The organism is Kitasatospora sp. NPDC043949 (assembly GCF_056435365.1).
The window spans coordinates 26,812-33,403 of the sequence record NZ_JBWKEQ010000050.1 but is presented as its reverse complement, the minus strand read 5'-3'; the positions used below and the strand labels follow the sequence as shown (position 1 = coordinate 33,403).

Here is a 6,592-nt window from a genome sequence, read left to right as displayed (position 1 = left end):
AGGGGGGGGGGGGGGGGGGGGGGGGGGGGGGGGGGGGGGGGGGGGGGGGGGGAGGGAGGGGGGGGGGGGGGGCGCCCCCCCCCCCCCCCCCGGAACCACTGGTTTGTCGGGCCCCCCGTCCTACCGGGTTCTGTTCGGCACCCGCTCCGAGGCCTGGTGGATCCTCTGCTGCCGGACGGGTCCTTTGCTCTCACTGTTCGTCGCGGCCCCGGCTGCGCGGCCGGGGCCGCGACGGGGGTGGCTGGCGGGTCAGGCGGTGGGGAAGTCGCCGGCCTTGACCCCGGTGACGAAGGCGGACCAGGCGTCGGCGGGGAAGACCAGCGCGGGGCCGTCGGGGTCCTTGGAGTCGCGGACGGCCATGCCGCCGACGACGACGCGCCCCGCCTCCACGCACTCGCTCGCCTGTGCGCTGTAGCTGCTCTTGCGCCACTTTGTCTGGTCGTTCGCGTGCACGGCTGTCTCCCTTGGCCGCAGGATGTTGTGAACGAGACGCTACGCCAAGGGGGTTGGCTTTCGGTACAGCATCGCGATCAGTGGCGGCGCGTCCGGGCGGGGGCGGACCTCGTTGAGTCCTCGTAGCTCCACGCCGTGTCCAGCGCGTGCACTTTGCCGTCCCCGGCGGCGGGGTTGACCATGAGCGTGGCCCGCTCCTCGGGTCGGGCGGAGAGGAGCGCGTCGTGGATGCGGCGGGCGGCGCCGGTGCCGCGCCATCGGGTGCGTACGCCCAGCTCCTTGAGGGCGAACACCAGTGCGGCGGTGAGGTGGTGGGGCATCGGGCGGGCCATGCGGGTCCACCAGCGGTCGGCCGCCTCGACGGTGTTGCCGTAGGCGTAGCCGACGGGCACGCTGCCGGCGTAGCCGATGACGGCCTCGAAGCCGGGCTCACCGCCGTGGCGTTGCAGGCGTTCGCCGAAGGCGGGCAGGGCGTAGTTGGGCAGGTGCAGCAGCGGGGCGCGCACCTCGGCGTACAGGGCGGCCAGCTCATGGCGGACCGCGTCGGTGAGTTCGCGGTGGTGGCGCAGTTCGATGCCGGTCATGCCGCCGTCCTAGGGGAGTCCGTGAAAGGCCCGGGTCCCTGCCGCAGCGGCAGGGCCCGGGCCTGCCAAACCGTCAGATCTGGCCGAACTCGCCGCCGCGTACGGCCGTCACGAAGGACTGCCAGGCATCAGCGGAGAAGGCCAGCCGGGGGCCGTCGGGGTCCTTGGAGTCCCGGACGCGGCCCGGGTGTGCGTCGTCGACCTCGACGCAGACACCGCCGTCATTGTTGCTGTGGCTACTCTTTCGCCATTCTTCCTGCGTCTCTGCTCGCACGGCCGTACTCCTTCAGAATGCGTCTGATCATCGCCCGGGAGTCCCGGGGCGACAGGGCCTGGGCCCTCAGTAGATCGTAGGACTCACGCCGCTCGGCGACCTTGGGCATTTCGTCGATGACCTCACCGTTCTTTGCACCTTCCGCCCAAGCGATCACACCGCCCGCCGGGAGGGTGTACAGCATGAGGGAACCGCCCATCTCAGGGTGTTCGCCGGCGGCGAAGGGCAGGACCTGGATCGTGATGAAGGAGCGCTTTTCGTCTGCTAGGGCGGTGAGTTGCTCGCACATCACATGGAGTCCGCCGACTGGTCGCCGGAGCGTCGCCTCGTCCAGGATGAACCAACATCGCGGCGGCGTCGTGGAATCCAGCCGCTTCTGACGTTCGAGTCGTGCGGCGAGCAATGCGTCGATCTCTTGCTCGGTAGCGTGCTGTTGGCCTGCACGTAGCGAGTGTCGGGCGAAAGAAGGAATTTGCAACAGGCCGGGGATGGTCGCAGAGGCGAACTCCTCGATGACGGCGGCCTGACCCTCCAGATGGATCGCCTGCCGGTACTTGCCAGGGAACTTCTCGTTCTTGGCCAACTGGTAGATGCGGTCGAACCGGCCGTCGGTGCCGAACGCCGCGTCCAGCATGCCGGGCAGGTCCGGCGGTGGCATTGATTCGGCGCGTTCGACCCGCCCGAGATGCCCCTTCGAGATATTGACGATCTTGGCGAGTTGGTCGAGCGACATACCCGCTCGCTCACGATGGGCACGCATCTCCCAGCCGAACTGGTCTCGCGCCGACCGCCCAGGATCCAGCTCGTTTGGTTGGAACCCCATGCTCAGCCTCCATGTGCCCAATCGCAGAGTGACACAGGGTCACCCTTCCCAGGTTAGCCGCTCAGAGCGACGCTTAATGCACGCACAGTGAGAATGGTGCGCAGCGATCAAGGCCACAGAGAGCTCATCATGACGAACGATCAACCAGCGGCCCGGCGGCCCGGGCCGACGTGGCGAAACTCCCGCATCCGGGACAACTCCGAGGCGAGTGAGGCCATGCCTGAAGTATTGAAGGAACAGCCGGAAACAGTGGGGGAGTACTCCTGCTGGCTGTCGCGCCACCAGAAGTCCGTGCCCACCGCACGCGGGCTGCTGCGCGGCTTCCTCTCCGACCACGCGGGGGGTGAACTGTTCGCCGACCACTCCGGGCTGGTGCTCGGCGAACTCGTCACCAACGCCGTCCAGCACGCCCGCACCCCGTCCGACCGGCTGCTGTTCGTGCGCTTCGCCCTCTCGGCCGACGACCTGCGGATCGAGGTCCACGACGCCGACTCCCGCCGGCCCGTGCTGCGCCGCGTGGGCGGGGACGAAGAATGCGGGCGGGGGCTGTGGCTGGTGTCCGAACTCGCTCTCCGGTGGGGCTGTCGCCCCCGCGCGGGCGGGGTCGGCAAAGCGGTGTGGGCGGTCCTCGGACCCCAGAGCGGGGACGCGTCGTGACTGCCATCCCTCCCCGCGACTACCCGCACCCGGTCACCGTCGAGATCGGCGGCGTCACCCGGACCGCCACCTTCGCCCGGCTCGCCGACGCCCTGGCCGCCGTGCGCACCGCCCTGGCCCGCCTTCCCCTCGACGACGACCACGCTGCCTATCTCACCGACCTGTTCGCCCCCGAATCCGCCGCCGACGTCGCCCGCCGGCTGGCCGACGTCGGCGCGCTGCGCGTGATCGCCTTCGTCGGCATCCACGCCCACCCCATCCACCTGCGCCCCGCCGAAAGCCCCGAAAGCCCCGAGGGCCCCGACGGCACCGCAGGCGCCGACGAGTTCCCGGAGCCGGTGTGAGGCGCCTTTGCGCCCGGGTCGTGAGGTGGTGGTGCCTGCGCGGCCGGTTCTCCCTGCCCGTGCGGGCGTTGAGCCCCGGGCGCCGCGCCGCCCACGCCGAGGTGCGGCGCCGGGCGGCCGCCCCCGGCAGCACCGAGGCCCTGCTGCGGGCCGTCGCCGACCGCGCCCGCCGGGCGCCCTCGCGCTGGACGAGTGGTTCCGAAGCCGGTCAGCGGTCGATCGGTGACCGGGTGACGGGCGGCCGGTCTTGTCGTCGTGCCAGAACTAGGGTGACCCCATGGAATATCGAACGCTCGGCAACAGCGGACTCCTCGTCTCCGTGGTCGGACTCGGCTGCAACAACTTCGGCGGACGTCTCGACGCGGCGCAGACACGCGCGGTGGTCGACGCGGCACTCGACGCCGGGGTGACGCTCTTCGACACCGCCGACATGTACGGGGCCGGAGGCGGCTCCGAGACACTGCTCGGCCAGGCGTTGAAAGGGCGGCGCGACGAGGTCGTGCTGGCCACCAAGTTCGGCTATCAGCGGGCGGACCTGGGGTACGGGCCCGCAGCCGGGGCGAAGGGCGGCCGGGCCTACATCCGGCGCGCGGTCGAGGAGTCGCTGCGACGCCTGCAGACCGACCACATCGACCTCTACCAGCTGCACACCCCCGACCCGCGCACGCCGATCGCCGAGACGCTCGCCGCGCTCAGCGAGCTGGTACGCGAAGGCAAGGTGCGCTACATCGGGCACTCCAACTTCGCCGGCTGGCAGATCGCCGAGGCCGCGCACGTCGCCCGGGAGATCGGGGCCGTCCCGTTCGTCTCGGCCCAGAACGAATGGTCGCTGCTCGAACGCGGCGCGGAGCGGGAGGTGGTGCCCGCGGCGCTGCACTACGGCCTCGGTGTGCTGCCGTTCTACCCGCTCGCCAACGGCCTGCTGACCGGGAAGGTGCGCCGTGCCACGGGCGTGCCCGTGGGCTCGCGCCTGGCGTCGCGGCCCGAGCGGGTGACCGAGGCCGGCCTCGACGCGGTCGAACGCCTCGCCGCCTGGGGCGAGGCGCGCGGCCGGAGCGTCCTGGAGATCGGCGTGGGCGCGCTCGCCGCACGGCCCGGCTGCGGCTCGGTCATCGCCGGGGCGAGCAGTGCCGAGCAGGTGCGCGCCAACGCCGCCGCCGGGCAATGGGTGCCGACCTCCGAGGAACTGGCCGAGATCGACGCGGTCCTCGACGCGGAACACGCCGTGGCCTGATCGGAGCGGGAGAACACGGGCGCCGCGCAGGGCACGTCGGCGGCACGGGTTCCGGCTCCCGGTGAGGCCGCCGCTGCCACCCGGCGTGCCGCTCGTCCAGGGGTGAACCGGCGAGGCCCCGCACCGAACAGCGCGGGGAATCACCGCTGTCACCTGGCATGACGCATCGTCAACCACACGTCAAGCGAAGAGAGTTACGGCAGCCGATCGGCCCCGGGGGGGTCTCAGTGTCGCGCGTGGCGGATCTTCAGCCGTCCGAATCCGGTGGTCCCGGAGATCCGGATCGTGGGGCCGCCGGGGGTGGGGCGCCGCGGGGGCTTGTAGCGGGCCTCCTTCCAGCCGGAGTGCATGCCCTCGATGTCGACGACCGCGTCGTGGGGCACCGTGATCCTGGCGCCGCCGGTGCCGAGTTGCAGTTCGATGTCGACGACCGGGTGCTCGATGACCGCCCGGGACAGGTCCAGGCGCACCCTGCCGAGCGCGGAGAAGACCTTGAGGGTCCGGGGCACCTTCCAGGCGCCGCTGCGCCGGATGCGTCCTGTGGCGGCGCCGATCGTCGTCTCGGTGCCCGCGCCCGGTTCGGGGAGCGAGGCCAGGGACCGCCCGAGTGCGTCCTGCGTCCTGGCGGTGAGCGCCTGGTGGAGGCGTTCGTCCATCTCCTCGTGGGAGATGCGCCCTTGGCTGTACGCCTCTTGCAGGCGTTGCACGGCCGTGTCGCGGTCGTCGTCGCCGGCCAGGGGCGAGAGGTCTTCCGGCAGCGAGGTCACCGCCCCACTCTAGTGCCGCGCCTGGGCCGCGAACCCGCCAAGGCCCCTGGCGGGAACGGCCGGTGCCGGGCGGGTGGGCCTCACGGCATCGGCCATGCGCGGGTGGGCGCGTGGTCGGCCTCGGGGCCGTGCGGCTGGGTGGCGAGCAGGCGGCCCGCCGCCGAGGCCAGGCCCTGGCGGTCCGCCACCGGATGCGGACCGTCCAGCAGGGACATGGTGAGGCGGTAGGTCGACAGGGCCTTGTCCGTCCGGGCCCTGGTCCACTCCTCGGACGGTGCGCGGGACAGGACCAGGACCGCCGGCTCGCGGTTCTCGGCGATGGCGGCGCCGAGGCGGGCGTGGCCGTCCAGGACCGCATGGCAGTTGAGCCCGCTGAACCACCAGAGCAGGACGGGCGCCAGGATCCCCTCCCGGGCCTGCTTGCGGCAGGCCTTCACCCGGGGGTCGTCGGGCGGCGGCATCCGGCGCAGCGGCATGACCCGCCGGGAGCCGTCGAACCAGTCGACGTAGCCGTCGGGATGGGCGTCGAGCAGCAGGGAGCGCCACTGGCCGCCCGGCCCGCCTGCGGTCGGTGCCGTCCTCTGGCGGGCGAGCCGCGGGGAGAGCACCCACCGCCCCTCGTGGAGCGGGCCGTCGGCGCGGGCGTGCAGGGCGCCGGCGAAGCGGTGCGCCCAGCGGGCGTACCAGGACGGCCCTCCCGGCCCGGCGACCGCGCGCGCCCGGGCGGCCCGCAGCGGGGCGAGGGGGGAGCGGTAGTGGTCCGTGCGGGAGTACTCGACGCCGCAGCGGTCGTCGTCGATCCTGGCGGTGAGCACCACCCGCGGACCCTGTGACAGGACGATCAGGTTCCCGTTGGCCGTCCGCGGCCGCAGCCCCGGCTCGGTGGCAGGGGGGGAGCTCCAGGCCCAGGCCGCCCCAGGATCCGCCGTCGGCCGCCGCTGTCAGATTCCTCCGGTGCACCGGAGAAATCCTAGGCCCCGGCGGGCCCCGCGCTCTCGGCCCCGGCGGGCCCCGCGCTCTCGGCCCCGGCGGGCCCCGCGCTCTCGGCCCCGGCGGGCCCCGCGCCTTCGGCGCGGTCCTGGGCCGCCATGACGTCGTCGCCGTGCTCGAACGCCCACGCGCCGAGGGCGCCCACCGGGGCGAGCAGGCTCGCCCCCAGGCCGGTGAGCGCGTACTCGACGCGGGGCGGCGACCCGGGGTGGGCGGTGCGTTCCACCAGGCCGCTGGCCTGCAGGCGGCGCAGGGTCTCGGTCAGCACCTTGGGGCTGATGCCCCCGATCCGCGCGCGCAACTGCCCGGGGCGCTGGGGGTGGTGGCGCAGCGCCCACAGGACGACCGGGTTCCAGGTGTTGGCGAGCAGGTCGAAGGCGAGGCGGGCGGGGCAGTCGGCGAGGAGGTCCTGATCGGTGGTCACGTACCGAACGGTGCCCGAGCCGGTGCCTAGTGTCGTCAGCGC

The 6,592-nt window shown here is 72.9% G+C and carries 10 protein-coding genes; 3 read left to right on the top strand and 7 right to left on the bottom strand.

Annotation, left to right across the window (positions count from 1 at the left end):
- Nucleotides 1-249: 249 nt before the first annotated feature.
- The 4 genes from AC07AL_RS30990 to AC07AL_RS30975 all read right to left on the bottom strand — a co-directional run bounded on the left by AC07AL_RS30990 (nucleotide 250) and on the right by AC07AL_RS30975 (nucleotide 2,044).
- Nucleotides 250-453 (bottom strand): DUF397 domain-containing protein, encoded by a 204-nt coding sequence (locus AC07AL_RS30990; protein WP_363589764.1) that lies wholly within the window; start codon nucleotides 451-453, stop codon nucleotides 250-252.
- A gap of 77 nt (nucleotides 454-530) precedes the next feature.
- Nucleotides 531-1,037, bottom strand: a complete 507-nt coding sequence (locus AC07AL_RS30985) for a GNAT family N-acetyltransferase (RefSeq protein ID WP_363589766.1) — start codon at nucleotides 1,035-1,037, stop codon at nucleotides 531-533.
- Between the two features lie 73 nt (nucleotides 1,038-1,110).
- A complete protein-coding gene (locus tag AC07AL_RS30980) occupies nucleotides 1,111-1,311 on the bottom strand; it encodes a DUF397 domain-containing protein (RefSeq protein WP_363588088.1) in 201 nt (66 codons plus the stop codon).
- Nucleotides 1,274-2,044, bottom strand: a complete 771-nt coding sequence (locus tag AC07AL_RS30975) for a DUF5753 domain-containing protein (RefSeq protein ID WP_400477183.1) — start codon at nucleotides 2,042-2,044, stop codon at nucleotides 1,274-1,276. Before AC07AL_RS30975 ends, AC07AL_RS30980 begins: the two co-directional genes overlap by 38 nt.
- Nucleotides 2,045-2,350: 306 nt before the next feature.
- On the opposite strand from AC07AL_RS30975, the gene AC07AL_RS30970 reads away from it, so the two are divergent.
- The 3 genes from AC07AL_RS30970 to AC07AL_RS30960 all read left to right on the top strand — a co-directional run bounded on the left by AC07AL_RS30970 (nucleotide 2,351) and on the right by AC07AL_RS30960 (nucleotide 4,369).
- Nucleotides 2,351-2,791: an ATP-binding protein gene (locus AC07AL_RS30970; RefSeq protein ID WP_478319011.1), complete on the top strand. Its 441-nt coding sequence runs from the start codon at nucleotides 2,351-2,353 to the stop codon at nucleotides 2,789-2,791.
- Nucleotides 2,788-3,135: a hypothetical protein gene (locus AC07AL_RS30965; RefSeq protein ID WP_478319010.1), complete on the top strand. Its 348-nt coding sequence runs from the start codon at nucleotides 2,788-2,790 to the stop codon at nucleotides 3,133-3,135. The genes AC07AL_RS30970 and AC07AL_RS30965 overlap by 4 nt, the downstream gene beginning before the upstream one ends.
- Before the next feature lie 277 nt (nucleotides 3,136-3,412).
- Nucleotides 3,413-4,369, top strand: a complete 957-nt coding sequence (locus AC07AL_RS30960; RefSeq protein WP_363632310.1) for an aldo/keto reductase — start codon at nucleotides 3,413-3,415, stop codon at nucleotides 4,367-4,369.
- Nucleotides 4,370-4,593: 224 nt separating this feature from the next.
- On the opposite strand, the gene AC07AL_RS30955 is transcribed toward AC07AL_RS30960, so the two are convergent.
- The 3 genes from AC07AL_RS30955 to AC07AL_RS30945 all read right to left on the bottom strand — a co-directional run bounded on the left by AC07AL_RS30955 (nucleotide 4,594) and on the right by AC07AL_RS30945 (nucleotide 6,550).
- Complete coding sequence (locus AC07AL_RS30955) at nucleotides 4,594-5,136, bottom strand: DUF1707 SHOCT-like domain-containing protein (RefSeq protein WP_363588098.1); 543 nt, start codon at nucleotides 5,134-5,136, stop codon at nucleotides 4,594-4,596.
- Between the two features lie 80 nt (nucleotides 5,137-5,216).
- On the bottom strand, nucleotides 5,217-5,954 hold the full coding sequence (locus AC07AL_RS30950; RefSeq protein ID WP_478319007.1) for a hypothetical protein: 738 nt from the start codon (nucleotides 5,952-5,954) through the stop codon (nucleotides 5,217-5,219).
- Nucleotides 5,955-6,106: 152 nt separating this feature from the next.
- A complete protein-coding gene (locus tag AC07AL_RS30945) occupies nucleotides 6,107-6,550 on the bottom strand; it encodes a winged helix-turn-helix transcriptional regulator (protein WP_478319006.1) in 444 nt (147 codons plus the stop codon).
- Nucleotides 6,551-6,592: the final 42 nt, after the last annotated feature.

What these genes read in the sequence shown, in the direction of transcription:
- AC07AL_RS30985 (WP_363589766.1), bottom strand. Translation starts at nt 1,037, where the DNA reads ATGACCGGCATCGAACTGCGCCACCACCGCGAACTCACCGACGCGGTC.
- AC07AL_RS30975 (WP_400477183.1), bottom strand. Translation starts at nt 2,044, where the DNA reads ATGTCGCTCGACCAACTCGCCAAGATCGTCAATATCTCGAAGGGGCAT.
- AC07AL_RS30970 (WP_478319011.1), top strand. Translation starts at nt 2,351, where the DNA reads ATGCCTGAAGTATTGAAGGAACAGCCGGAAACAGTGGGGGAGTACTCC.
- AC07AL_RS30960 (WP_363632310.1), top strand. Translation starts at nt 3,413, where the DNA reads ATGGAATATCGAACGCTCGGCAACAGCGGACTCCTCGTCTCCGTGGTC.